This window comes from Acinetobacter sp. NIPH 2699 (assembly GCF_022549355.1).
Taxonomy (GTDB): domain Bacteria; phylum Pseudomonadota; class Gammaproteobacteria; order Pseudomonadales; family Moraxellaceae; genus Acinetobacter.
The window spans coordinates 73,292-97,226 of sequence record NZ_JAKZGL010000013.1 but is presented as its reverse complement, the minus strand read 5'-3'; the positions used below and the strand labels follow the sequence as shown (position 1 = coordinate 97,226).

Genomic DNA, 23,935 nt, shown 5'->3' with positions numbered 1-23,935 from the left:
CTCAGAAGTGAAACCTCTTCGCGCTGATGGTAGTGTGGCACTTGCCATGTGAGAGTAAGTCATCGCCAGCTTTTAAATTAAAAACACCCCTTAACCTAACAGTTAAGGGGTGTTTTTTATTGCACGGTTGAAAAATTAAATATACAATTACATTTAGATCATATTTTAATAAAATGAAATACTAATAATGAATCATATTCTAAGTCAAATAAACTTGCACTCAATGATTCATATTAAGACGGCACCTCATAAACACGGTATTAAACATTGGTTTTGGCATAAAAAAAGAGGTATGGTGATTGGAAAATCGGGTTTAATTAAGCCTTTTCCTAAACTTGATTTTATACAAATTTGTGAATTACCAACAGAAGCTATTGATAGGCAAGAAATTCAAATAGGTGATACTTGTTGTATAAAATTTAAAGAATATGATGATTTTATATTTGTATCTGTGATAGGTTTTGATGGAAATGCATTTATTTTCCAAAATAAAAATAGGGAAATTATAGAAAATTTAAAGATCGAATTTTATGAGGTAATTAGTAATAATATCAGCCAAGTTAATGTTCCTCCTGAGGAGAATTTAGTGGGTGCTGAAATAAAAGAAGAGTTGATTTTTTTAGAAAAAATAAATTATCAGAATGCCTCGAACCAATTATTAGGGCATGTATTTGACCCTGATTATTCTATTACTAGAGCAACTTTTTTAAAAATACATTTAATGATTTTTGATGGTATATACAAATGGGCTGGTCAAATTAGATCTAGAGAAGGTGAAGAGCTCGTCATTGGAAATAAGCAATATCCTACGATGAATCCTTTAAGCATAAATACAGCATTAAATGAATTATTTGATGAGGTTCAGGAGATTAATCAAAAAGAAGAAATGGGCAAACATGAACTTGTAATTTTATTAGCAAAAGTCCATACTAGATTAGCATGGATACATCCTTTTAAAGATGGTAATGGGCGCACTATCAGATTATTTTGTCAGTTTATAGCTTTGAAATTTGAATATCTTTTTCATGTGGAAAATATTACTAGAAAAAGAAGATGTTATTATATTTATGCTGTTAGGTCTTCTGTTAATAATAAAAGAAGACCTTTATGTAATTTAATAAATGATAATTTAGAGAAAATTTTTTAATTCAAACTTCTTAATCTAGCAAATTTAGCAACATTATTCCATTGTCTATCAGATGTATCAGAAAACTCTATTTCGAATGAAGCTTTTCCTGAGCGATTGAAACTATTTTTAATTTTTCTATTAATTGAATTAACTTTAACTTGCTCAACAAAGGTCGAGGCCGTATTGCTAAAATTAGATGAATAGCGAATCTTATAAATTTTCATGAAACTCACCAACGATATCGTACATCTTACGATCATATAATTACCCTAATATAGTAGCAAGATACTTTATTAAATTTTTTGTAATTTGAATAGGATTTAGGGTATGAAATTCAATTCTTTCCCTCCATTCCCTGAAGATGATGAAGGCTATAGTGCACTATAAGCAGCGGCTGAGAATGACAATTTAGCTGTAGTAAAGTTACTGAGTATAGGTGCAAACGTGGCATATAAAGGCGAATATATGGCTGAGCATACAGACGTGATTGCATATTTCAAAAGTCTTTAAATTGAAAAATAGAACCTACAGATAAAAAAAGCCCCATCATCCTGACGGGGCTTCTTCATATTTAGTTTATTGTCGTTTATTTCCTATAAACAACCACTTCCTGTGTGTTTTGTTATTCTGAATGAGACTTCCTGTCTCTCTATGATTTGTATATTAAAGCTAAAATTGGGGGCAGTATATTCGTCAATGACCCCGATCACTGTACGCTCAAGCTTACAGTTAAGCTACATGATATTTCTGTAGTTTCTCAATCAGGACTTTCAACCCTTTAATCTCAAATTCATTTGCTTCAAACATTTCTCCTTGATTACGTTTGAAAATATCCCGAATTTCTAGCGTCGCATTGGAATCAATCAGGCCAATTTGTGTACCTACCTGACGGATTTGATCAATTGAGCGAGAGCCATTGGTTGAGCCATAGCCGATGTAGGCAGCAGGTTTACCTTGCCATTCCTTACCTATGTAATCCAATGCATTTTTAAGCGCTGGGCTATAACCATGATTATATTCAGGACTAATCAAGAGAAAAGCATCAGCAGTTGCAATTTTATCGGCCCACTGTTGTTGTTTTGGTTGATCATAAATCCCTGATGCAGGAGGGTGAGCCCCTGCAAAAATAGGAAGATCCCATTCTTTTAAATCGACAATTTCTGTTTGAACGTCCGTTAATTTAAAATCTGTAATCGCTTGGTCTAGCCAATTTGCGATTTTAATCGCAGTGCGTCCTTCACGAACACTGCCAACAATAATATAAATGAGCATGTATGAATTCCTATAATTTATTTGTTTGATGATTTAATTTTTACGAAAATGAGGAGTCTGAATCATCTTATACTTATCTTGAGTGATAAAAAAAGCTCTCATTTGAGAGCTTTTGTATTACATCAGTTTAATGCCTTGCTGACCAGCAGGGGTAACTTTAAAGATTTCAACTTCAAAGGTAATATTTTTACCTGCGAGTGGATGGTTAAAATCAATCTCGGTGATGTCATCATTGACTGATTTTACGATCCCAAACAAGGTTGCTTTGGCCTTGTCTTCGAACTCAATCATATGCCCAACAATCGGACGTTGTTCAAATTTAACGGTATCAAAGGTCTGGATATTTTCAGGGTTCCAAGGACCAAAAGCATCTTCCGGCGGCAAATGTACAGTACGACGGTCGCCTGCACGTAAGCCAAACAAAGCCTTTTCAAACCCAGGTAGCAAATTACCATCACCAATCACAAGACTAACTGGCTCTTCGCGGCCGCGTGTATTGTCAATTTCAACGCCATTTTCAATTGAAACAGAAAAATGCAAATCGACCTTTGATCCATCTTGGATACGCGTTTCTTCGTTTGGTTGGATAATTTCAGTCATGTTATGCATCCTTGTTTTGGTTGCGTTTCTTTTCAAGGAAGAAGGTATCAATTAGCAATAAAATTGTGCCTAGCGTAATCGCACTGTCTGCAATATTGAAGGCTGGGAAGTGGCTGTTTTGATAGTAAACATGGATAAAGTCCACCACATAGCCCAAGCTGACGCGGTCAATTAGATTGCCAAGTGCACCACCCAAAATCAATGCAATTGCCATCGGTAAAATGATCATCTTCTTCGGCATACGCATCAGCCAGAAAATGAAAATGATTGAGACTAAACTCGCCAACGAGGTAAAGAAATAGCGCTGCCATCCACCTGCATCCGATAAGAAGCTAAATGCAGCACCATAATTATGCAGTAATGTCCAATTGAGGAAAGGCAGTACAGGAACAGGATCCGCATAATTTAAATGCGAGCTTGCAATCCATTTTGTCCATTGATCCAACACAATGGCAAGGACGGAAAGTCCAAGCCACAGTAAGTTGTGTGGATAGAATTGAAACAAGCCTGTTTTTGCTTGTGTATTAGGCATACTTTCTCACTTCGCCACAACCAGTGACGTTGACGATACAACGCGCGCATAAACCCGCATGACCAACATGTGTATTTACATCAGGCAATACATGCCAGCAACGTACACATTTTTCACCATCTGCCGCTGAGACTTGGACACGTAAACCTGAAAGGTCTGTGCTTTCACCTTGTTCTGCATAAGGGTGAACGATGACTTGAGAGGTGATCAAGACAAAACGTAATTCATCAGCCAATTGGTTTAACAATGTTTGTAATGCTTCATCTGCCCAAAGCTCTACTTTTGCAGATAAGTTACTACCGATGAGTTTAGCGTTACGCGCTGCTTCAATCTGTTTATTTACTGCTGATTTTACGCTAATCAATGTTTGCCAATCTGCTTCAGACAGTAAGTTTGCTGTTGATGCTGTTGGAATGTCATACCATTCAGACGTAAAGACATATTTTTCAGTTTGTTCTGGAATCAATGGCCAAGCTTCTTGTGCGGTAAAGCTTAAAATGGGTGACATCCAACGAACAAAAGCTTGCACGATATGATACAACGCTGTTTGTGCAGAATGACGTGCTTGCGAATCTGCTTTGGTGGTGTACTGACGATCTTTGATGATGTCGAGATAGAAACCACCTAAGTCATTAATACAGAAGTTGGTGAGTGCATTGGTGACAATATGGAAGTTCATCTCTTCGTAAGCTTGCTGGATGGTTTTTTGTACCTCAGCAGCACGTTGCAGGATATATTGATCTAATGCAATCAGTTGGTCTATAGGTAGCGCATCTGTTGATGGTTTGAAGCCATTGAGGTTCGCCAGCAAGAAACGTAAAGTATTACGAATACGACGATAACCATCTGATGCACGGCTAAAGATTTCCTTACCAGCCGTCATTTCATAACGATAGTCGGCAGAAGCGATCCAGAAGCGTAAGCCATCCGCACCCATATCTTTAATAATGTCTTGTGGGGTAATGATATTGCCCAATGATTTAGACATCTTACGGCCTTTCTCATCGACCACAAAACCGTGGGTGAGTAAGCCTTTATATGGCGCACGTTCATTGATTGCAATTGAGGTGAGCAATGACGACTGGAACCAACCACGATGTTGATCTGAACCTTCGAGATACAAGTCCGCAGGATCTTGTAGATCTTCACGTTCACGCAACACGGCGTAGTGTGTTGTCCCAGAGTCAAACCAAACATCTAAGGTGTCACGAATAGCATTGTAGTGTTCAGCATCTGCACCAATGAAATCACTGGCTTCACGGTTGTACCAGCCGTCAATACCTTCTTGTTCAATCAGTTTAGCCACTTCTTCGATCAATTCAGGCGTACGCGGGTGCAATGCATTGGTGTCTTTGTGCACAAAGAACGGGATAGGTACACCCCATGTACGTTGACGTGAGATACACCAATCAGGGCGACCTTCAACCATGGATTGAATACGGCTTTTACCCCAATCAGGGACAAATTCGATATCATTCTCGATGGCGTTCAAGGCATTTTGACGTAAACCATTGGCATCCATGCTGATAAACCATTGTGGTGTCGCACGGAAGATAATCGGTGTTTTATGGCGCCAGCAGTGTGGATAGCTGTGTTTAATCGGTTGATGTGCCCACAGACGACCAACTGCACCCAATGCCTCAATGATTTGAGGGTTGGCTTTATAGATGTGCTCACCTGCAAAAATTGGCGCTGTTGGTAAATAAACACCATTACCACCTACAGGGTTTTCAACTTTCAATTGATAAAGCAAACCGACTTTATAATCGTCTACACCATGACCTGGTGCAGTGTGAACGGCACCTGTACCACTGGTGGCAATGACGTGCTCACCCAAAATCACAGGCACTTGGCGATCTGTCAGGAGAGGATGTTGCAATAATAGATTTTCGATTGCTGAACCAGTGAAATCAGCGAGTACCACTGGATTTTCCAGCTTGTAACGTTCAATTGCAGACTCAACCAGCTCTTTGGCAAGAATAAAGTTTTGCTTACCGCGTTCAGTGGTTACCTGTACTAACTGATAGTCGATTTCAGCATGGAGCGCCACCGCTTGGTTGGCAGGGAGTGTCCACGGTGTCGTGGTCCAGATCACGATATCGGTCACGTCTTGAACGTCAATCGCAAGACGCGCGCTTAAATCTTTGAGGTCAACCACTGTGAAGCCAACATCAATCGCATCTGATTTTTTGTCTTCGTATTCAACTTCAGCTTCAGCCAGTGAAGAACCACAGTCCATACACCAGTTCACAGGTTTTAAACCGGGTTCGATATGACCTGCTTTGGCAATCGCACCGAGCGCACGGACAATGTCTGCTTCTTGCTTGAAGTTCATGGTGAGGTATGGGTTGTCCCAGTCACCAAACACACCCATACGCACGAAGTCTTTCTTTTGTAGCTCGACTTGGGTGTAGGCATATTCACGGCATGCTTTACGGAAGGTGGAGGCATCCACTTTAACGCCAACTTTTCCGACTTTTTCTTCAACTTTAAGTTCGATCGGCAGACCATGACAGTCCCAACCCGGCACATATGGTGCATCGAAGCCATCTAGGATGCGGCTTTTAATAATGATGTCTTTTAAGACTTTATTGACTGCATGGCCTAAATGGATTTGACCATTGGCATATGGAGGGCCATCATGAAGTACATACTTTTTCTTACCAATACGCGATGTACGAATCTGCTGATAAATGTTGTCGGCATACCACTCTTCTAACCATTTGGCTTCACGCACAGCCAAATTTGCTTTCATGGCAAATTCAGTATGAGGCAAATTGAGTGTGGCTTTATAATCCACTGCATTTTCAGGAGTTTGCTTATCGCTCATGCAAGTTGTCTTCCAGTTTGATCAGTCTAAACTGACAGGTTTTACAATTAAATTTAAAAAGGAAATTCAGGGGTACGATTACGATAATCTCGTAATTGTTGCACATCATCATCAATTCCAGCTTTGAGTGCTTCAAGCGAAGGGTAGTTCAGTTCACCATGTAAATAGTGAAGGAAGGTTACCCGCATCAATAAGCCATACAGATTAGCAGAAACATCAGGGAAATGTACTTCTAATCGCCATTCAGGTTGGGCTTGTTCAATGGCAGGGCGTGTCCCCACATGACCTGCACCAAACAAACTGTCACTTTGGTATCCTGCAATACCCTTTAAGGCGGGATCTGCATGTTTTATTGTGGCTGTGAGTGAAGCATTTTCACACAATACATCAACCGCATAAATGCCATTTAAACAAGGTTTATGACGGTTTAAACGGACATTAATGGTTGGAAAATCAAGGGTACGCCCAATCTGGTCGCCATATTGTACACGGCCTGTGATGCTATAAGAGCGGCCCAATAGTTTTGCCGCTAATGCCAGATCACCCTCTTGAAGGACTTGACGAATGCGGGTTGAACTGACTCGTTCACCATTTAGGGCAATGGTATTTAAATTGGTCACATCAAAGCCATAATCGCGTAAAAATTCGCTATTCCCTTGTCGATCTTTACCAAAATGAAAGTCATCGCCTAAAACGAGGCTTTGTGCATTGAGTTTTAATTTGAGTAGGTCAGCGAATTCTGTGGCATTTAAACTTCTAAAATAATGATCAAACTTTGCAACAGCAATGTAGTCGACCCCCAGCTCTGTTAGATATTCTACTTTTTCACGTAAAGAGCTAATGCGTGGGGGAGCATCATAACCTTTAAAGAATTCAAGCGGTTGTGGCTCAAAAATCATCACTAATGTTTTTAAGCCTTTGGCAGCAGCCAATGTTTTGAGTTGAGCAATCATCGCTTGATGGCCTAAATGGACACCATCAAAATTGCCAATGGTTACCGCAGTTGGAGGTAACTGAAAATTTGGCGATAATGCGTTGAGACGAAGCAACTTCATGGGCGTTAAATACAGTGAATTTTGCAAAGGCTATATATTGCCATATTCTCAGCGTTTCGTCTTGTTGTTGTGTTTTTACGCAGGAAATTTTCAATATTTAAGCCCTGTATATCAATTTATTTGATTCATTAAATAAAAATAAATCAATTTTTCTTATTTAAGAACTCAACTAAGATAACCTCATTGTCGCTTTATATAGAGATAGAGATGAAAAAACCATTTTACCAGCTAGAACAGACGAGAGATGTGATTCGTCATTTTACGCCGAACTGGTTTACCGCAACGATGGGAACAGGTGTGGTTGCTATGATTTTAGCACAGCTTCCTTTCGCATCATCTCTATTGTTTATGCTGGCAACCAAATTGTGGCAATTCAATATCTTGTTATTTAGCATTTTCAGTCTTTTATATATCTTACGTTGGGTGTTGTTTCCAGCAGAAGCCAAGCAGATTTTTACGCATCCCAATATGAGTTTGTTTTTGGGTGCGATTCCGATGGGTCTAGCGACCATTGCCAATGGTTTTCTGAGTTTTGGTACACATCTATACGGTGATATTGCGGTCCAAATTGCAACATATCTTTGGTATATCGATGTGTTTCTGGCGGTGGTGATCGCGTGGATTGTGCCATTCTGTATGTTTAGTTGCCAAGACCATCAGTTACAGCGTATGACCGCAGTTTGGTTGTTACCCATTGTGGCGTGTGAGGTGGCTGCTAGCTCTGCGGGTTTGTTATTACAACATTTAGCGGCTGATCAACATGCGTTATATATTTTGATTACAGGCTATGTGTTGTGGGGGATTTCTGTTTTACCTGCTTTTGCGATCTTAACGATTTTAATGTTGCGTCTAGCCCTGCACCAATTGCCTGAGAAAGAGGTCGCGATTTCGAGCTGGTTATGCTTAGGACCAATTGGGACAGGTGCATTGGCTCTATTGTTATTGGGTGAGCAAGCACCACGTATTATGCAAGCCATGGGCTTTGAAGGGTTAGCGATGTTATTGCCAGCCTTAGGCATTGTGGGGAGTTTGGTACTGTTAGGCTTTGGGGTATGGTGGTTTGGGATTGCGATTTTAACCACACTGCGACATGCACGAACTGGCATTCCATTTAACTTAGGCTGGTGGGGACTGACTTTTCCATTCGGTGTCTTTATCTTAGCCATCTTTAATTTAGCGCATCAGTTACATCTTGATTTTCTACAGTACGTTGCTGTGGTTTTAAGTCTGTTGTTGGTTGGTTTATGGGCATTGGTGATGAAGAAAACGTTGGCAGGAGCGTATAGCGGTCAATTATTTTTCTCTCCCTGTTTGGTCGCCTTACAGCAGAAGATGCAATAATATTTAAGGTGTGCGTAAGCACACTTTTTTTGTGTTTCTATTTTTATTTGAACGAGTCTTTTTTATGAATGCTGATATTGCTCTGATTATGGCTTTGCCGAATGAATCCAAAGGTCTGTTTGAACAGGCGGGGATTGATGTTCATTACAGCGGAATAGGTAAGATTAATGCGGCATTCAAAGCCTTTGATGTGATTCAGAAAACAGGCTGTAAGACGCTCATCAATTTAGGCAGTGCTGGAAGTTCACATTTTGATGCGCATAGTTTGGTTGAAGTGACCACATTTGTGCAGCGAGATATGGATGTCTCCCCCTTTAGGTTTTGCGGTTGGTGTTACCCCAATGGATGATGATATTTCTGCGGAGATTTATGCTCAGCCTCATTTTGAATCTCTTCCTAAAGGGATCTGTGGCACGGGGGATTCCTTCGAAACAGGACAACCCAAAGTCAGCTGTAATTTAGTGGATATGGAAGCCTATGCCTTAGCAAAAGTCTGCCGTAAGTTGGATGTGCGTTTGATTTCAGTCAAATATATTACCGATGGCGCGAATGATACAGCTCATTTGGATTGGGAAGAGAACCTGTTACTGGGGGCACAAAAATTATTAGCGTTGTATCAGGCACATTTTTAAATGCAAAGGTTTAATGTAGTTATGTGTATGGATAAAATAGCGAATATGCTTAAGTTTTGGAAACTAAAGTGTTATTTCGTTTGGTTTCGCATAAGAGATTTTATGTTAAATAACCCGAATCGCGGATAAGGATTTTTCTTTAAAATCATAAGATAAATGTAATTTTATGATTAATTTTTAGTGCTATCAGTCCAAAGCATAGACTTTTTTATGCTAAAAATGATGGATAAGTCTCAAGATGAATAGTGTCATTTCCTTAAGCAGGATTCGGGTTAAATAATTTATTTATTTTTATTTTAAAACCAGTATATTGAATTAAATTTTTTAAAATTCATTATATTATGGAAAAATCCAATAGTATTCATGATGTATTTTCCACAAACACTATCCCACTTAATTATATCGAAAGAAATATTGATAGTATTTTTATTGAAAATATAACTCATGGAAATCATGTAGTTGTTTATGGATCTTCAAAGCAAGGGAAGACTTCATTACGTAAGTATAATTTAAAACCAGACGAGTATATTTCTTTAAATTGTATAAATACATGGTCTTTAGAGGATGTATTTAAAGCAATTTTAAAGGCAGTTGGTTTTGTACAAGATACAGAAGTCAAAACACAAAAAACATCAAAGGCTAGCGGAGGTTTCAATTTTTGGAAAGTTAAAGCAGACGTGGCTAATGAACGCCAAGTAGCAAGAATTGGAAAAGTCTTAGAAATTAATACTCAAGACCCAAATGACATTGTTTCTGTTCTAAAAGAAAGTGGCTTTGATCAAAAAATTATATCAATTGACGATTTTCACTATTTATCAGAAGAGGTTCAAAAAAGTTTTTCTACAGCTTTAAAAGTTTTTCATGATAACAGCCAAATTAAATTTCTTATTACTGCAGTCTGGTCAGGTGATCGCTTATCTATTTTGAATGGGGATTTACAGGGACGAATAACTGCGATAAATGCAGATGTATGGAGTCAGGCTGATTTAAGAGAACTTATAAGCGTTAGTGAAAGCCTCCTGAATATTAAATTTGATGAAAATGCTATCAATGATTTGATTGAAAAAAGTGATGGATTTGTACATATGGTGCAAGCTATTGCACATAATATTTGCTCGCAAGAAGGTATATTCAGAACATTACCTATTTTTAAAAATATTGGTGCATCTACCTCTATCGAACATGAATGTTTATTATATGTGAATGCTAGTTCTAGTCGATATAGACGACTTTTTGAGGAACTCTGTACTTATACGAGTGATACAGAACATGACTTATACCGTTGGCTAATATTTATTTTGGTTTCTAAAATTGAAGAAAAATATTTAAAAAGTGGGCTGTATTACAAAGCAATCTATAGACTCTTAGAAGACAATCATCCTAATTCTTCAACTTTTACAGGTACTACCAAACGTAAGTTTAGAAGTCTATTAGAAAAAATTGTTGAAGTTCAAACTAAGATTAATATTAGCCCTATTGTATTTGATTATGATGAGAATGTTGAAAAATTAGAGATCGTAGATAAATCATTTCTCTTATGGCTTAAGCATCAAGAGAAAGATAGCCTACTAGACTGTATTGATATGTCTCATATGTAGTAAAGTGATTTTGATAATTAAGAATCACTAAAATTAACATAATACGCCTTAAGTGAGATAATTGAAATTTTCTTTTTATATCAATGTTTTAATGTGGGGTGTTCTAGAGTTTAGCGCACTGGAACGATTTTTTCGTGTCCCATAATTTTGTGTAGGCCAACTCAATAACATTCTCACGCATTGAATAAAAAAGCGACTTTGCTAGTCGCTTTTTAGTGTATTTCAATCGCTAAAACTCAGGCTTTTAGAAGAAAATTTAACGAGGCAACACGCCGTACAACATCAAATGAACGGTATGCTCAATGCTACGCTGATACATACTTCGATTGCGTAGGGTTTTACCTGTCACCATTTCCATTTGTGTTGAAAAATCTGCGTAATTCTGAGTAATTGCCCAAATATTAATGATTAATAAATCGGGATCAACTTGCTTGGATAATTTACCCTGTTCTTGCCAAGTCTGAATCACTTTGGTTTTGCGCTTAAATAACTTTTTCAAAGGTCCTTTTAAGATCGGCAAAATGTGCGGTGCGCCTTGAATAATCTCAAGGGCAAATAACCGCGAGGCTTTAGGTTGGTCACGAGAACTCTCGATCTTCTGAATTAAATAGTGAGTCAATGCTTCCGTTGGTTCAAGTTCTGCTTCTAAGGTTTGTAGCGGAGCCAGCCATTTTTGTAAAACGGTGGTGAGCACTTCAACATAAAGAGACTCTTTATTTTCATAGTAGTAAAAGATATTGGACTTATGCATATTAGCGAGCTGTGCAATCTCATCCAAACTGGCACCACTGAACCCATAGACGGAAAAAACATCTAGGGCAGCATTCAGCAGTTGATTGCGCTTTTGTGTACTTTTTTTCTGTTCCATCTGCGAGCTTGATTCAAAAAATGTCTTTGACATTGTAAGATAAATTGTTGGATTTGTGCACAATAACACCATTTTTTTATCGAAAAATGTGTAGTTGTTAGACCAATGGTGACGATGTATTTGATAATTCTTGAAATCTAAAAATACCACTACATATTTTGTAAACAATTCTTTGCTGAATTAAGTCCATAAATGCCATTGTTGATAGATTTTGAGGGTGATCTCATGCCTAAAATGCAGTTTTAGGTCGCTAAAACTGCATCAAGGACTTGTTGTTCCAGCTGCGCAAAGGCAATACTTTTCTTACGTGGACGGGGTAGATTCACCTGAAAACTGTGTGCGATATGCCCTTGATCCAGCAGAATAATCCGATCAGCCAGTTGAACTGCCTCACTGACATCATGGGTGACCAGAATCGCGGTAAAACCTTGCTCTTTCCAGAGACGTTCAATCAGACTTTGCATCTCCAAACGGGTGAGTGCATCTAAAGCACCCAAGGGCTCATCGAGTAATAAGATTCGTGGAGTATGGGATAAGGCGCGTGCCAACGCTGCACGTTGGCGTTGTCCACCCGACAGCTGAGTCGGCCATTGCGTTGCTTTGTCTTTTAAACCCACTTTTTCTAAAAGTGTTTCTGCGAGATGATGCTGGGTTTTGGCTAAACCCAATTGCACGTTTTGCAAAATACTTTTCCAAGGCAGTAAGCGTGGGTCCTGAAACATGACTCGAATGTCATCATTGGTAATGCCTTCACGAAAATGGCGAGCAGACTGAAATTTAATTTCGCCGTAGCTGGCTTTTTCAAGCTGAGCAATCAGACGCAATAGGGTACTTTTGCCACATCCGCTACGCCCTACAATGGCGACAAATTCACCTGCTTGAATATTCAGATCTAAATCTTTTAAAACTTTAACCTCACCATAAAATTTATACAGTTGTTCGATTAGGATATCAGCACCATTTGCAGGAGCGGTTGAGGTTTCTGGTTCGGTAACAGGCTGGACCAAGCTGTCATCATAGAAATTTAAATTTAAGTTACTCATATTGATGTCCTTTTTATTTTTGATAGCCTGCATGCCAGCGCAATAAATAGTGCTCTAACGCTTGAGCGAGTACATCTGCTAATTTGCCAAGCAAGGCATAGAGTAGGATGCCGACCAAGACGATATCCGTTTGTAAGAACTCTCGTGCATTCATGGTCATATAACCAATACCAGACTGGGCAGAAATCGTTTCAGCAACGATCAACAGCACCCACACCAAACCTAAAGAAAAACGCAGACCGACCAGAATAGAAGGCATTGCACCCGGTAAAATAATATCTTTATATAACTGCCAGCGGGTCAGCCCATAGCTTTTACCCATTTCAATCAGTTGCGGATCTACCGAGCGAATACCATGATAGGTGTTGATATAAATTGGGAAAAATACTCCAACAGCAACCAGAAATAGCTTGGCCGTTTCATCGATGCCAAACCATAAAATCACCAAAGGAATTAAGGCCAGCGCAGGGATGTTACGAATCATCTGTAAGGTGGTATCGAGTAAGGTCGAGGCAATACGAGATGAGCCATTAAGCAAACCTAAAATTAGCCCTAAACCACCACCGATCAATAAACCCAGCAAAGCTCGACCCGCGCTGACTTTGACATGTTGCCAAAGCTCACCACTGATCAATAAATGCCAAAAAGCACTGACCACAGCAGTCGGTGCGGGGAGAACCCGACTTTGTAACAAGCCAGTGATCGAGGTGATTTGCCAGATAATGATCAGTAAAATGGGGAAAAGCCAAGGCAATAGACCTTTCCCTAGCGTTTTTGTTCCACGTGAAACATCACCGAAGAGGGTTCTTGCACTCATGCTGTCTCCTTAACGACGGTTTTGGAGTTTTTGACCTCAGGCACGTAGTTATTGGCAATAATTTCTCCGAACGGTCCGGTTAAATGTGGTTGTGCCAGTTTTTCTCGTGTTTGAATCGGTAGTAGTGGGAAGACCAATTCGGCAAAACGAATGGATTCTTCTAAATGTGGGTAGCCAGAGAAGATAAAGGTATCAATGCCTAAGTCTGCATATTCCTGAATTCGTGCAGCCACTGTTTCAGGATCACCGACTAAAGCCGTTCCTGCGCCACCGCGGACTAAACCAATGCCTGCCCAAAGGTTGGGTGAAACTTCAAGTTGATCTTTACGTCCACCATGCAGGGCAGCCATACGTTGTTGACCGACCGAATCCATTTGCGCAAATTTTTTCTGTGCTGCAGCAATGGTGGCATCATCAAGGTATTGAATCAGTTCATCCGCAGCCGCCCAAGCTTGCTCATTGGTTTCACGCACAATCACGTGCAGACGAATACCATAATTCAACGTGCGTCCTTTGGCCGCTGCTTTTGCACGTAAGTGTTCGATTTTTTCTTTCACTGCGGCAGGTGGTTCACCCCACGTTAAATAAGTATCCACTTGCTCAGCGGCAAGCTCAGTTGCTGCCTCTGATGAGCCGCCAAACCATAAAGGCGGATAGGGTTGTTGTATCGGTGGATAGAGCAGCTTGGCTTCATCAACGCTGAGACGTTCGCCATGAAAGGTAAATGATTCACCTATATGCGAGCGGGTGAGAATTTCACGCCAGATTTTTACATATTCTGATGCTGTTTGATAACGGGTACTGTGATCCTCATACAGACCATCACCTTTTAATTCTTGTTCATCTCCGCCTGTGACAAGGTTGAGTAGAATACGACCATTCGACAAGCGATCGAAGGTTGCAGCCATACGGGCAGCGAGTGAGGGTGTGGTGAGACCTGGACGTAGTGCAACAAGGAATTTAAGATTCTGGGTTGCATCGATTAAGCTGGCTGCCGTGATCCAAGGGTCTTCACAAGAACGACCTGTAGGAATCAGCACACCTGCATAACCTAAATTATCGACTGCAACCGCAATTTGTTTCATATAAGCATGATCGACCTGACGAGCACCCTTGCTGGTGCCTAAATAACGACTGTCACCATGAGTGGGGATAAACCAGAAAATATTCATGTCGATGTTCCTTATGAAAATACAATAAGTGATTATTGGGCAGACCAAACACTGTGTTGGATATCAATCTGCGCTGGAATGAGTTGCTCTTGTTTAAATAAATCAGCGATTTGTTGCTGACTCTCTACCACCTCAGTGGTGAGTGTATGCACAGGAGAGGGTTTAGGACGTTTGTCTAGAACACGTTGGGCAACAGGGATGCTCAATCCCGTACTCTGAGCGTAAATCTGTAATGCTTGATCTTGGTGTTGCACAATCCATTGATCTGCAACATTGACACTATTAATCAGTTTCTGAGCTGAATCAGGATGTTTCTGAATGAAGTCAGGGTTGCCAATGTAAAAAGAATAGGTGGTTGGAAAAGCAGTACCATCAACCAAGACCTTGGTATGACCTTGTATTTCTGCTGTACCTAAATAGGGTTCCCAAATGGCCCATGCATCAACGGCTTGTTTATCAAAAGCTGCGCGAGCATCGGCAGGAGGTAACCAAATCGGTTGAATGTCTTGCCACGTCAGACCTGTTTTTTGTAAGGTTTTGGCTAAAAGTTCATGGGCACTTGAGCCTTTTTGGACAGCAACACGTTTGCCTTTTAAGTCCTGAAGTGAATTGATCTTGCCATCTACATGGGTGAGAACGGCTTGTCCAGTTGGTGCCACCACTTCATAAGCCACATAGCTCAACGGCTTTGTTGCCGCTTGGGCGAAAATTGGAGGGGTATTACCGACATAGCCAAAATCGACTGCACCCACGGACAGTGCTTCCAGCATTTGTGGACCTGCTGGAAATTCTCTCCACTCAATTTTGGCATTTGGAAATGCCTGTTCAAACAGCTTTTGTTGTTTGACCACCAATAAATTGAGTGATGACTTTTGAAATCCGATTGACAGTGTTTTGATGCTTTGGTTTTCAGTGGATGAAGTTGTCTTTCCTGTCGTTTGTTCTGGTTTTTGGCATCCACTGAGGGTAAAAGCGGTGATGACTAAACCAATAACTGAAACTTTAGCGAACAACTTCATACTGATCTCCTATTATTTCACTTGGTTTTTTAATACAGCGTCTTGGATGACTAACTGATTCGGAATGAGTTTTTGGGCATAGAACGCATCAGCAACAGCTTGTTGTTCTTGGGCAACCTTTTCAGAAATGGGTTGTACACCAAAGCCCATTCGTGAGATCGACGCTTTTAACACCTCAAGTTCAAGTCCTGTTGGTTTTTCGAGTAACTTCGCGGCATCGTCTGGTGAGTTTTTAACCCAGTCAGTGGTTTGGTTGAGTGTTTGAACAATGGTGTCTAAAACTTCAGGATGACTTTCAGCAAATTTGCGATCTGCTAAGTAGAATTGATAATTGTTGACCAACTGCTCGCCATTGGCGATCACGCGTGCTTGAATTTGATGTTCTGCTGCGGCAAAGAAGGGATCCCAAATGACCCATGCATCCACTGCACCTTTTTCAAAGGCAGCACGTGCATCTGAAGGCGGAAGATAAATCGGTTGGATGTCATTTAAAGTGAGGTTATTGGCTTCTAAAAGTTTGAGTAACAGGTAATGGACGTTTGATCCTTTATTGAGGGCGATACGTTTGCCTTTCAGGTCTTGTATAGATTGAATTGGAGAATTTTTTTGTACAATCAATGCTTCCGCAGCGGGTGCTGGTGGTTGGTTCGCAACATAAACCAAGTTTGAATTGGCCGCCTGAGCAAAAATAGGAGGGGCTTCGCCTGCTTCACCGAATGCTACGCTACCTACATTTAAACCTTCTAACAGTTGAGGGCCTGCTGGAAACTCAACCCATCTTACATTAACGCCTTGAGCAGCAAGGTTTTTTTCTAATTCACCTTTTGCTTTAACAATCGGCAAGATGCCATACTTTTGAAAGCCGATATTGAGTGTTGTGGTTTCTTGCTGCTCAGTTTTTTTTGCACAACCAGCAGCACCCACCATGCCTGCAAGACTTGCAGCAATGAGGGTATGTTTTGCCCATGAACGATTGATAGAAATAGCCATGTTGGTGGTGCTCCCCGCAAAATCAAAAGATTTAAATAAGATGAGCAACTAAACTAAAACTTTTTTTATTGCATAAAAAATAAATAATCAGGCTTTATTTATCTAAAAAAATGCAAAACAGAATAATGAATATGGTTATCGTGATACGGAATGATTAAATGGCTTTATTTATTTTTAAGCTATTGTTTATATATGAATTATTTTTAATGAGGTATTTACTATTCAAGTTGGATATGCAAAAAAGAGCAGTTTGGAGATATCTTTAGCAAAAATAAAAATATCTCCGTTTGTGTTAGGCCAGCACTTTTTTAAAGACCAGCGAGTTACGTTGGTAGTTATAGAGTGCTTGGCGGGCATTCGGTAAATCATCAATATGGGCAGGTACAAAACCATGCTCTAAAAACCAGTGCGCTGTTCGTGTTGTTAATACGAAGAGCTGTTGAATCCCTTGCTGTTTGGCTTTGTTTTCTAAAAATTGTAAGATTTGACTGCCACGATTTGATTTTCGGTAGCTGGAATCAACGGCAACGCAGGCAATCTCAGCCGAACGCGTTTCATTCGGGGCTGATGAAATGGGGTAGAGTGCTGCACATGCCAAGATCATCCCATCGCGTTCAATCACCGCAAATTGTTCGATTTCACTTTCAAGCAGTTCGCGAGAGCGATACACCAAAATGCCTTCTTGCTCGAGTGGGCGAAGTAAATTAATTAAGCCGCCGACATCATTAATATTGGCAATACGCACGTCTTCATAATGTGCATCGGTGATCATGGTGCCAATCCCATCACGGGTAAATAGCTCTTCAATCAATGCGCCATCGTAAGTATAAGAAATCAAATGGACGCGATGCACGCCAGACAAAGACGCCTGTTGTGCTTGTTTGAGATGCAAGGCAAATTCTGGGTAGTTTGGTTGATATTGTTGGATATAGGATTCAAGTTGGCGAGGGCTTAATTCACGCAATAATTGCTGCTTTTCATTCATTAGGCCTTGTTTTTCACCTAAGAAAATCAGCTTATCTGCGTTTAATGCCGTCGCAGTTTTGGTTGCGACTTCTTCTGCCAATAGATTGAAGACTTCCCCAGTGGTTGAGTAGCCTGTTGGCCCCAATAATACGATGTTGTGGTTGTCCAAATGTCGCTGAATCGCATCGGTATCAATTGAACGAACTTCACCTGTCAATTGGAAGTCAACACCGTCACGAATACCATACGGTTTCGCCGTGACAAAATTACCTGAAACCACATCAATGCGAGCGCCGTACATTGGGGAGTTGGCCAATCCCATAGAAAGGAGTGCTTCAATTTCTAAACGAATAGAACCCACTGCATTCATCACAGCAGGCAATGATTCACGAGTGGTCACGCGACGATTGTGATGGAAAGGCGTTTCAATCTTTCTTTCAAACAGGTTTTGATTGATTTGAGGGCGTGCGCCATACACCAAGATCAATCGAATACCGAGAGAATGCAATAGCGCAATATCATGAATGATATGTTGGAAGTTTTGGTGTTGGACGGCTTCACCACTAAACATCAGCACAAAAGTTTTATGGCGATGCGCATTGATGTAGGGTGCAGAATGGCGAAACCAATGTACATAATCTTGCGTTGTACTTTGTGAAGTTTCAGTGAGTTGATTCGCCATGTTGATCTCAGATATACATCAATGAATCTGATTCTAACTAAAAAAACCAAAAGATAAACTGATTCCTAAAACAACAGCTCAATTTTCTTTAGTTTAACAAGTGTAAAGCACCTAGAAACCCATGATACGTACAATACTATTATCATTCGAGTTGACTAATATATAGTCATTATTGATTTTATACCATTGTTGGTCGCGCTCTGGTTTTGGTAGGTTGTTCTCTTTATAATCAACCTTATAGCCATTTCCTCGATAGTGTTGAGGCATGACATAACCTGCTTGCCAGCGATGTTGTTTTAACCGCTCCACGCCACGTTCTTCACGCATACGTCGTTCACGCATACGATTGTCATTATCTGGACGTTCAAAATTGCGACCGTGTTTGTGTTTATTCTCACGTGAATCATCATCACGATCAAAATTTGGACCTGCAAAACTCACCATGCTACTCAACAAGGTGGCTGAACCTAAGACGAAGATAATGAAAAAATTTTTCATGATGCACCTAATATCGGATGTCTCTCATGTGAAAACTGTACCTTAAAAATGCAGAGAAACTGTGAAGACCGATTCATTATTCCATTAAAAAGATGAAGGATCTCTACTCATTTCTCTCAAAAAAGCATGTTAAGGTCAGTGTTCAATGTTATTTAAAATTATTGTAATGAATGAATTACGCTTGAGCATCAATACTTTGCCCATTCATCTCTAAACTATCGTCACCCATGAGGTAAAGATAAGCAGGCATGATGCTATCTGGTGTTGGCAACACTTTAGGATCTTCATCTGGATACGCTTTGGCACGCATTGCGGTACGCGTTCCACCCGGATTAATACAATTAAAGCGAATATTGGGATAACTGTTTTCTAAAGCAAAGATTTTGCTCATGGCTTCAGTTGCAACTTTAGAAACTGAATAAGCGCCCCACAATGCACGCGCTTCACGGCCCACACCTGAACTGGTAAAGATCACAGAAGCATGTTCAGATTTTTCGAGTAATGGTAGTAACGCTTGGGTCATTGCGAAGGGTGCACGTAAATTCACCGCCATAACATCATCCCAAACATCGACAGGATAATTTGCCAGCTCAACGCGATCGCCTAACATCCCTGCATTATGCAAAATACCATCTAAACGTCCGAATTGTTGTTGCAGCGTATCGACCAAAAGCTCATAGTCATGGCTAGATGCTGTAGAAAGTTGCAAAGGCAAAATCGCAGGTTGTGGTGCGCCTAAACCTTCGATTTCATCATAGATGACTTCGAGTTTATTGAGGGTTCGACCATGCAAAACAACCGTTGCACCGTGTAGGGCATAACTCATCGCAGCAGCTCGCCCAATACCATCACCCGCACCAGTAATCAGGATAATACGATCTTTGAGTAGATCTGGACGAGGTTGATATTCTGAATATTTCATTGTTATGCCTCCTTTTGTCTTGCCTATTTAACTCATCATACCCTGATTTTCTGACAACACCGTGATTTTCTGTTTGAGGAGTTGATGTAGTTCAGGGACGGTTTGAATAATTGCATCTGCTTGCCAAGCAACAAGATCATCTCGTGATTCGACAGGTAAATAACCATATGCAGCCAAGATGGTATACATATTCGCATTGCGGCCTGCATCAATGTCGCGTGGATGATCACCGATGTAAATAATCTCTTTTGCATCGAGCTTGAGCTGCTTTGCGGCTAGGTACATCGGTTCAGGATCAGGTTTGGTTTTACTGACATCTTCTGGACACACCAGCACCGCACAACGTTCTGTTAGCTGTAGGGCTGCGAGTAATAATTCACTTAAACCACGCGGTTTATTGGTCACAATGCCCCAAGGAATTTGATGTGCTTCTAATTCCTCTAGCAAAGGGTACATGCCTGCGAATAGATCGGTATCGACTACGATATTGTCACCATAGGCATCTAAAAAGCGTTGGCGGTGTGTGAGAAACACTGGATCAGTGACATCCAATTCAGGATAAACCAATTTCACCATAGCGCGCGCACCCTCAGAAACCTGAGTACGAATGGCTTCTGCATCGACAACTGGACGTTGTTCATCCCGACACATTTGCTGAATAATACGAATAAAGTCTGCAGCGGTGTCGATGAGTGTGCCATCAAGATCAAATAAAACAGCCTTCATTACGCACCTGTATTCGTGGTATGAACCATGTAGTTGACATCAACATTCGGTGCTAACCAATAATGTTTGGTGATCGGGTTGTAATGCAAACCCGTCATCTCTTTTAGGGTGAGACCCGCGTTACGAATATCATGCGCCATTTCTGAGGGACGAATGAATTTATGGTAGTCATGTGTGCCTTTAGGCAGTAAACGCAACACATATTCCGCTCCAATAATCGCGAATAAATAGGATTTTGGATTACGGTTAATGGTGGAGAAGAACACGTGTCCACCAGGTTTTACCAGTGTTTGACAGGCTTTTACGATGGATGCTGGATCTGGTACATGTTCCATCATCTCCATACAAGTCACTACATCGTATTGACCTGCTTGTTCTTGCGCCAGTTGTTCCACAGGAATTTGACGATATTCGATATTTTGCACATTGTCTTGTTGCGCATGTAAGCGGCCAACAGCAAGTGGCGCTTCACCCATATCAATCCCTAATACTTCTGCACCACGACGTGCCATGCTTTCTGCCAAGATGCCACCTCCACAGCCGACATCCAGTACTTTCTTGCTTGCTAAGCCGCCTACGCGTTCATCAACCCAATTTAAACGTAAAGGGTTGATTTGATGCAGTGGACGGAACTCAGAATGTTGATCCCACCATTTGGCAGCCAATGCTTCAAATTTTGCGATTTCTTGCGGGTCAACATTCAGTTGCGACATGGAAGTACCTCAATCAATATTTTATGGAGATGTAGTGTTGGCCGAATTCCTAGAATCTTAGACCAAGCAGAGTCTTACCGAGTTCTCATCCAATTTCAGAGCGTATTTTGATGCTGAACTTAGCTTAGTGTAGCGATTCTGGGAAAAAAAGCGATAAATCCAATAAAAAACTTCACAGAAGCAAAACGAATTGCTCGTGTTTGATTTATATTTAGCATATAAACTGATGAAAAATACTTAGAGGAAAAACAAAGGCAATGAAAAAGTTAGTATTCGGTGTTTTAAGCACGGCTGTTCTCTCATTTTCTATGAATGCAATGGCTGCCGATTTCGTGGCAGGCAAAGATTATACTGTCGTGGCGAATCCAGTGAAGACCGTGGCACCTGCTGGTCAACTCGAAGTGCGAGAGTTCTTTTGGTACGGTTGTGGGCACTGTTTTAACCTTGAACCACATATGCAAACATGGCTCAAGAAAATTCCAAAAGATGTCTATTTCCTCCGTACTCCAGCAGCCATGAATAAAGTATGGGAACAGGGTGCGCGTGGTTACTATGCATCAGAAGCGTTAGGTGTGCGTAAGAAAACCCATATTCCACTGTTCCATGCCATCCATGACGGCGGTCAGCAAATCTTTGATCAAGCATCTCAAGCGAAATTCTTTGCGCGTTACGGTGTGCCAGAACAGAAATTTAATAGCATGTTTAACTCTTTTCCGATTACTGCAAAAATCGCTGAGTCAAATCAATTGGCTCAACAGTACCAGTTGACTGGTGTTCCTGCGGTGGTGGTGAACGGTAAATATGTGGTACAGGGTGAAGACGCCAAGGTTACTCAAGTGGTTGATTATTTATTAGAAAAAGAGCGTAAAGCCAAATAATTTACCCACTTCTTGCGTAAAAAAGGACTGTATAAACAGTCCTTTTTGCTTAGGATTAATCCAGTTGGAAGTCTTTTAAGTCGATCTGAACCTTTTCTGTGGGTAAGGACAGTGCTTGGTTGACATAAAGGTTAATCAGTTTTTCACGTGAGCCAATTGAACGCTGGTAATAGCTTGAGTTGAGTAATAACGCTGCGCCGTAAGTCAGCGACCAGATATAAGATAAATAATCACGAATCGACATATCATAATTTTGTGATTTTAAATATTTTTCGGTCATGTCTTTCAGTGAAACAATCCGTTGCTGACGAATCTCATAGAGTTCATCAAATAGATGTTTTAGCTTTGACTCGGTCATGGTCAGATGTTCTTCTAGCTGATGCAACAAGATCGTACGACTTGGTGACGTTAAATGGTAAAGCATATAACGTGGTGCGTACTCTTTGACATCAGTATTGTATTTATCTGAAATTTTTAAAATTTCTTTTTCATTTTGAATAATAAGTTCAAGTAATAACTCATTTTTACTACGGAAATGCTTGTATAAGGTACCTTTGGCAATGTCCAATTCGGCAACCAGTTCATCGAGGGTCATTTCTTGGTTATTTTCTAATAATAACTTTTCAGCAACCTGTAAAATTTTTTCTTTACGAATTAAGAACTGAGTATGACGATCAGGATTCATGATGCTTATAAGCTCCTCATAGTGTTCTAAACGGCATCGCATTATTGTCTAATGCATAATAACGCTAAGCAATGCTTTTATATATCAAACTGAGAATTCGATATGGTCAAGCGTTTTGTGGTTCCCAGTTGGAGATACCACGAAATAGCAAACGCACCTGAGTGGTTGCATTGTCAATAAACAAATTTTGTTGTTCTAATAAATCATCAATCGTAAATTGTTTGGGAAGATTGATCCACGTCATCGCCCATGTAAATGACATATTGATCAAGATGGTTGATAAGACTTGTAGATACTTGTCTTCTTTAATGTGCTTAAAGGTGTCAAGTTTGTATAAATCAACCGCCAAATCTTCAATCAAAAATTCAATTTCACGTGCAATTGCAATGCGTACTGTTTCAGAGCCACCCCAACGTTCCGCAATCATAAACTGCCATTGTTGTGGGCTATGATTCACCGCTTGTACAAAAAGTTCAATGCTGGTGCGCGTTTTGGCTGCGCCACTGTGTTGTAAATAGCTCTGACCCAATTGATGAATCAAGCTTTTGAGATGTAACGACACCTGATCAACCAGTTCTTGTCCCAGTGCCTCCATATCTTGGAAATGACGATAAAACGCTGTCGGTACTAAACCAACTTCGCGAGCAACTTCGCGCAAACTAATACTACTAAATGAGCGTCCAGAGGTACTGAGATGGAGCGCTGCATCAAGTAGAGCCTGACGACTCTGTTGTTTTCGTTCATCTCTAATCGACATGAATAAGATCCATAAAATTTATACTGTAGAGTCTAGCAAAAAAAATAGGTTTTTTTTAGTCTTAATCGATTGCTAAATCAGACAGATTCTAGCGTTTTTGCAATCAATGGCTCTGTTTCATGCATGAAGATGATCTGTGTTCTGCTTATTTCCTCATTATTTTTAATTATTTAAAAAAAAGCTGAAAAATTAATCAAAAAATTAGTGAAC

At 40.3% G+C, this 23,935-nt stretch carries 23 protein-coding genes and 2 pseudogenes; 6 read left to right on the top strand and 19 right to left on the bottom strand.

Annotated features, from left to right (window positions below):
* Positions 1 to 187 precede the first annotated feature (187 nt).
* On the top strand, positions 188 to 1,147 hold the full coding sequence (locus MMP72_RS12585; protein WP_241317798.1) for a Fic family protein: 960 nt from the start codon (positions 188 to 190) through the stop codon (positions 1,145 to 1,147).
* Here the strand turns inward: MMP72_RS12585 and MMP72_RS12580 are convergent.
* The gene (locus MMP72_RS12580) at positions 1,144 to 1,353 is read right to left on the bottom strand and encodes a hypothetical protein (protein WP_241317796.1); all 210 of its coding nucleotides are present in this window, start codon (positions 1,351 to 1,353) and stop codon (positions 1,144 to 1,146) included. The genes MMP72_RS12585 and MMP72_RS12580 overlap by 4 nt on opposite strands.
* A 136-nt stretch (positions 1,354 to 1,489) precedes the next feature.
* On the opposite strand from MMP72_RS12580, the pseudogene MMP72_RS12575 reads away from it, so the two are divergent.
* Positions 1,490 to 1,639: pseudogene (locus tag MMP72_RS12575) on the top strand (ankyrin repeat domain-containing protein); the annotation flags it as partial.
* 219 nt (positions 1,640 to 1,858) lie between these two features.
* Here MMP72_RS12575 and MMP72_RS12570 read toward each other — a convergent pair.
* The 5 genes from MMP72_RS12570 to ribF all read right to left on the bottom strand — a co-directional run bounded on the left by MMP72_RS12570 (position 1,859) and on the right by ribF (position 7,418).
* Positions 1,859 to 2,401, bottom strand: a complete 543-nt coding sequence (locus tag MMP72_RS12570) for an NAD(P)H-dependent oxidoreductase (RefSeq protein WP_241317794.1) — start codon at positions 2,399 to 2,401, stop codon at positions 1,859 to 1,861.
* A 117-nt stretch (positions 2,402 to 2,518) separates the two neighbouring features.
* A complete protein-coding gene (locus MMP72_RS12565; protein ID WP_241317792.1) occupies positions 2,519 to 3,001 on the bottom strand; it encodes a peptidylprolyl isomerase in 483 nt (160 codons plus the stop codon).
* A 1-nt stretch (position 3,002) separates the two neighbouring features.
* Entirely contained in the window at positions 3,003 to 3,533 is a 531-nt protein-coding gene (gene lspA / locus MMP72_RS12560; RefSeq protein WP_241317790.1) for a signal peptidase II, read from the bottom strand.
* Positions 3,526 to 6,363 (bottom strand): isoleucine--tRNA ligase, encoded by a 2,838-nt coding sequence (ileS, locus tag MMP72_RS12555; protein WP_241317788.1) that lies wholly within the window; start codon positions 6,361 to 6,363, stop codon positions 3,526 to 3,528. The genes lspA and ileS overlap by 8 nt, the downstream gene beginning before the upstream one ends.
* A 53-nt stretch (positions 6,364 to 6,416) precedes the next feature.
* Positions 6,417 to 7,418 (bottom strand): riboflavin biosynthesis protein RibF, encoded by a 1,002-nt coding sequence (gene ribF, locus MMP72_RS12550; protein WP_241317787.1) that lies wholly within the window; start codon positions 7,416 to 7,418, stop codon positions 6,417 to 6,419.
* Between the two features lie 207 nt (positions 7,419 to 7,625).
* Between ribF and MMP72_RS12545 the strand changes: the two genes are divergently transcribed.
* The 3 genes and pseudogenes from MMP72_RS12545 (at position 7,626) to MMP72_RS12535 (ending at position 10,989) form a co-directional block, all read left to right on the top strand.
* Entirely contained in the window at positions 7,626 to 8,759 is a 1,134-nt protein-coding gene (locus MMP72_RS12545) for a TDT family transporter (RefSeq protein ID WP_241317785.1), read from the top strand.
* A gap of 64 nt (positions 8,760 to 8,823) precedes the next feature.
* Positions 8,824 to 9,391, top strand: a pseudogene (locus tag MMP72_RS12540) (5'-nucleosidase).
* Between the two features lie 341 nt (positions 9,392 to 9,732).
* Positions 9,733 to 10,989, top strand: a complete 1,257-nt coding sequence (locus MMP72_RS12535; RefSeq protein WP_241317782.1) for a hypothetical protein — start codon at positions 9,733 to 9,735, stop codon at positions 10,987 to 10,989.
* A 256-nt stretch (positions 10,990 to 11,245) separates the two neighbouring features.
* Here the strand turns inward: MMP72_RS12535 and MMP72_RS12530 are convergent, their stop codons facing one another.
* The 11 genes from MMP72_RS12530 to ubiG all read right to left on the bottom strand — a co-directional run bounded on the left by MMP72_RS12530 (position 11,246) and on the right by ubiG (position 21,405).
* Positions 11,246 to 11,857 carry a TetR/AcrR family transcriptional regulator gene (locus MMP72_RS12530; RefSeq protein WP_241317780.1) on the bottom strand — a complete coding sequence of 204 codons (612 nt, stop codon included), beginning with the start codon at positions 11,855 to 11,857 and terminating at the stop codon, positions 11,246 to 11,248.
* A gap of 242 nt (positions 11,858 to 12,099) precedes the next feature.
* Positions 12,100 to 12,900, bottom strand: a complete 801-nt coding sequence (locus MMP72_RS12525; RefSeq protein ID WP_241317778.1) for an ATP-binding cassette domain-containing protein — start codon at positions 12,898 to 12,900, stop codon at positions 12,100 to 12,102.
* Between the two features lie 13 nt (positions 12,901 to 12,913).
* Entirely contained in the window at positions 12,914 to 13,717 is an 804-nt protein-coding gene (gene ssuC / locus MMP72_RS12520) for an aliphatic sulfonate ABC transporter permease SsuC (RefSeq protein WP_241317777.1), read from the bottom strand.
* Positions 13,714 to 14,889 (bottom strand): FMNH2-dependent alkanesulfonate monooxygenase, encoded by a 1,176-nt coding sequence (gene ssuD, locus MMP72_RS12515; protein ID WP_241317775.1) that lies wholly within the window; start codon positions 14,887 to 14,889, stop codon positions 13,714 to 13,716. Before ssuD ends, ssuC begins: the two co-directional genes overlap by 4 nt.
* 32 nt (positions 14,890 to 14,921) lie before the next feature.
* Positions 14,922 to 15,908, bottom strand: coding sequence for an aliphatic sulfonate ABC transporter substrate-binding protein (locus MMP72_RS12510; RefSeq protein ID WP_241317773.1), 987 nt, complete (start codon positions 15,906 to 15,908; stop codon positions 14,922 to 14,924).
* A gap of 12 nt (positions 15,909 to 15,920) precedes the next feature.
* The gene (locus tag MMP72_RS12505) at positions 15,921 to 16,898 is read right to left on the bottom strand and encodes a sulfonate ABC transporter substrate-binding protein (RefSeq protein ID WP_241317771.1); all 978 of its coding nucleotides are present in this window, start codon (positions 16,896 to 16,898) and stop codon (positions 15,921 to 15,923) included.
* Between the two features lie 292 nt (positions 16,899 to 17,190).
* Positions 17,191 to 18,546: an amino-acid N-acetyltransferase gene (gene argA / locus MMP72_RS12500; protein ID WP_241317769.1), complete on the bottom strand. Its 1,356-nt coding sequence runs from the start codon at positions 18,544 to 18,546 to the stop codon at positions 17,191 to 17,193.
* Between the two features lie 111 nt (positions 18,547 to 18,657).
* Positions 18,658 to 19,044 carry an RcnB family protein gene (locus MMP72_RS12495; RefSeq protein ID WP_241317767.1) on the bottom strand — a complete coding sequence of 129 codons (387 nt, stop codon included), beginning with the start codon at positions 19,042 to 19,044 and terminating at the stop codon, positions 18,658 to 18,660.
* 175 nt (positions 19,045 to 19,219) lie between these two features.
* On the bottom strand, positions 19,220 to 19,966 hold the full coding sequence (locus MMP72_RS12490) for a YciK family oxidoreductase (protein WP_241317765.1): 747 nt from the start codon (positions 19,964 to 19,966) through the stop codon (positions 19,220 to 19,222).
* 27 nt (positions 19,967 to 19,993) lie between these two features.
* A complete protein-coding gene (locus tag MMP72_RS12485) occupies positions 19,994 to 20,692 on the bottom strand; it encodes an HAD-IA family hydrolase (protein ID WP_241317763.1) in 699 nt (232 codons plus the stop codon).
* On the bottom strand, positions 20,692 to 21,405 hold the full coding sequence (ubiG, locus tag MMP72_RS12480; protein WP_241317761.1) for a bifunctional 2-polyprenyl-6-hydroxyphenol methylase/3-demethylubiquinol 3-O-methyltransferase UbiG: 714 nt from the start codon (positions 21,403 to 21,405) through the stop codon (positions 20,692 to 20,694). Before ubiG ends, MMP72_RS12485 begins: the two co-directional genes overlap by 1 nt.
* A gap of 257 nt (positions 21,406 to 21,662) precedes the next feature.
* On the opposite strand from ubiG, the gene MMP72_RS12475 reads away from it, so the two are divergent.
* Complete coding sequence (locus MMP72_RS12475) at positions 21,663 to 22,283, top strand: thiol:disulfide interchange protein DsbA/DsbL (RefSeq protein ID WP_241317759.1); 621 nt, start codon at positions 21,663 to 21,665, stop codon at positions 22,281 to 22,283.
* Between the two features lie 55 nt (positions 22,284 to 22,338).
* Here the strand turns inward: MMP72_RS12475 and MMP72_RS12470 are convergent, their stop codons facing one another.
* Positions 22,339 to 22,968, bottom strand: coding sequence for a TetR/AcrR family transcriptional regulator (locus tag MMP72_RS12470; protein ID WP_241317757.1), 630 nt, complete (start codon positions 22,966 to 22,968; stop codon positions 22,339 to 22,341).
* 106 nt (positions 22,969 to 23,074) lie between these two features.
* Positions 23,075 to 23,725: a TetR family transcriptional regulator gene (locus MMP72_RS12465; RefSeq protein WP_241317755.1), complete on the bottom strand. Its 651-nt coding sequence runs from the start codon at positions 23,723 to 23,725 to the stop codon at positions 23,075 to 23,077.
* Positions 23,726 to 23,935: the final 210 nt, after the last annotated feature.

What these genes read in the sequence shown, in the direction of transcription:
- MMP72_RS12475 (WP_241317759.1), top strand. Translation starts at nt 21,663, where the DNA reads ATGAAAAAGTTAGTATTCGGTGTTTTAAGCACGGCTGTTCTCTCATTT.
- lspA (WP_241317790.1), bottom strand. Translation starts at nt 3,533, where the DNA reads ATGCCTAATACACAAGCAAAAACAGGCTTGTTTCAATTCTATCCACAC.
- MMP72_RS12570 (WP_241317794.1), bottom strand. Translation starts at nt 2,401, where the DNA reads ATGCTCATTTATATTATTGTTGGCAGTGTTCGTGAAGGACGCACTGCG.
- MMP72_RS12565 (WP_241317792.1), bottom strand. Translation starts at nt 3,001, where the DNA reads ATGACTGAAATTATCCAACCAAACGAAGAAACGCGTATCCAAGATGGA.
- MMP72_RS12530 (WP_241317780.1), bottom strand. Translation starts at nt 11,857, where the DNA reads ATGGAACAGAAAAAAAGTACACAAAAGCGCAATCAACTGCTGAATGCT.
- MMP72_RS12485 (WP_241317763.1), bottom strand. Translation starts at nt 20,692, where the DNA reads ATGAAGGCTGTTTTATTTGATCTTGATGGCACACTCATCGACACCGCT.
- ribF (WP_241317787.1), bottom strand. Translation starts at nt 7,418, where the DNA reads ATGAAGTTGCTTCGTCTCAACGCATTATCGCCAAATTTTCAGTTACCT.
- MMP72_RS12510 (WP_241317773.1), bottom strand. Translation starts at nt 15,908, where the DNA reads ATGAAGTTGTTCGCTAAAGTTTCAGTTATTGGTTTAGTCATCACCGCT.
- ssuD (WP_241317775.1), bottom strand. Translation starts at nt 14,889, where the DNA reads ATGAATATTTTCTGGTTTATCCCCACTCATGGTGACAGTCGTTATTTA.
- MMP72_RS12495 (WP_241317767.1), bottom strand. Translation starts at nt 19,044, where the DNA reads ATGAAAAATTTTTTCATTATCTTCGTCTTAGGTTCAGCCACCTTGTTG.
- ubiG (WP_241317761.1), bottom strand. Translation starts at nt 21,405, where the DNA reads ATGTCGCAACTGAATGTTGACCCGCAAGAAATCGCAAAATTTGAAGCA.
- MMP72_RS12465 (WP_241317755.1), bottom strand. Translation starts at nt 23,725, where the DNA reads ATGTCGATTAGAGATGAACGAAAACAACAGAGTCGTCAGGCTCTACTT.
- MMP72_RS12490 (WP_241317765.1), bottom strand. Translation starts at nt 19,966, where the DNA reads ATGAAATATTCAGAATATCAACCTCGTCCAGATCTACTCAAAGATCGT.
- MMP72_RS12505 (WP_241317771.1), bottom strand. Translation starts at nt 16,898, where the DNA reads ATGGCTATTTCTATCAATCGTTCATGGGCAAAACATACCCTCATTGCT.
- MMP72_RS12535 (WP_241317782.1), top strand. Translation starts at nt 9,733, where the DNA reads ATGGAAAAATCCAATAGTATTCATGATGTATTTTCCACAAACACTATC.
- ileS (WP_241317788.1), bottom strand. Translation starts at nt 6,363, where the DNA reads ATGAGCGATAAGCAAACTCCTGAAAATGCAGTGGATTATAAAGCCACA.
- MMP72_RS12580 (WP_241317796.1), bottom strand. Translation starts at nt 1,353, where the DNA reads ATGAAAATTTATAAGATTCGCTATTCATCTAATTTTAGCAATACGGCC.
- MMP72_RS12470 (WP_241317757.1), bottom strand. Translation starts at nt 22,968, where the DNA reads ATGAATCCTGATCGTCATACTCAGTTCTTAATTCGTAAAGAAAAAATT.
- argA (WP_241317769.1), bottom strand. Translation starts at nt 18,546, where the DNA reads ATGGCGAATCAACTCACTGAAACTTCACAAAGTACAACGCAAGATTAT.
- ssuC (WP_241317777.1), bottom strand. Translation starts at nt 13,717, where the DNA reads ATGAGTGCAAGAACCCTCTTCGGTGATGTTTCACGTGGAACAAAAACG.
- MMP72_RS12545 (WP_241317785.1), top strand. Translation starts at nt 7,626, where the DNA reads ATGAAAAAACCATTTTACCAGCTAGAACAGACGAGAGATGTGATTCGT.
- MMP72_RS12585 (WP_241317798.1), top strand. Translation starts at nt 188, where the DNA reads ATGAATCATATTCTAAGTCAAATAAACTTGCACTCAATGATTCATATT.
- MMP72_RS12525 (WP_241317778.1), bottom strand. Translation starts at nt 12,900, where the DNA reads ATGAGTAACTTAAATTTAAATTTCTATGATGACAGCTTGGTCCAGCCT.